Source organism: Nonomuraea marmarensis, from assembly GCF_043197025.1.
In the GTDB taxonomy this organism is placed as follows: domain Bacteria; phylum Actinomycetota; class Actinomycetes; order Streptosporangiales; family Streptosporangiaceae; genus Nonomuraea; species Nonomuraea marmarensis.
The window spans coordinates 1-632 of sequence record NZ_JBICRM010000142.1 but is presented as its reverse complement, the minus strand read 5'-3'; the positions used below and the strand labels follow the sequence as shown (position 1 = coordinate 632).

The window sequence follows — 632 nt, the reverse complement described above, 5'->3', positions numbered from 1 at the left end:
CCCGCAATCACGTCAAGAGCCTGGAACGCCTCGGCTATAAGGTCACCATCGAGTCGATAGCTCCAGATGAGGAACACCTGCCGCTGACTTCAACCGGCTGACAACCACCCGGGACTGATCCAACGGCGCCCCACCCGCGCCGCCGGATACTGCCGCCTGCCCAGCTGAGGTCCTGTTTTCGGACTAGTTGCTGTTGTACGCCAAGTTTCCGCTACAGTGGGGGGCGCGACTTCAGGTCGTACGCGGGTGTAGTTCAATGGCAGAACATCAGCTTCCCAAGCTGACAGCGCGGGTTCGATTCCCGTCACCCGCTCTCAGTATGAAAGCCCGGGTGACGGCTTGTGTCTGGGCTGACGTGGTCGAAGTTCTGAACTACTTGGCTGTAGATCGGCACGCCCCACTTCCTCGACAGCCTCAGCTCACCGACTCGCGAATGATCAGGGCGGAATATGCCGACCTCCAGTCATCCTGAACCCGCCAGACGCACGATTGTCGGGATAACGCTCGGGTCGGCATAAGACCCCTTCGACTTGACCCACATCGAAGTACGGCTGGGCGGCAAGCCAGTGGGGGCGGCCAGACCGTTCACGATCGGGCGGCACGCCCACCCCAAGGCCCGCCCCGAACTGCCC

1 tRNA gene is annotated in these 632 nt (G+C 62.0%); it reads left to right on the top strand.

What is annotated here, in order from left to right:
• The first annotated feature begins 242 nt into the window (after positions 1-242).
• Positions 243-313, top strand: a tRNA-Gly gene (locus ACFLIM_RS50340).
• Positions 314-632: the final 319 nt, after the last annotated feature.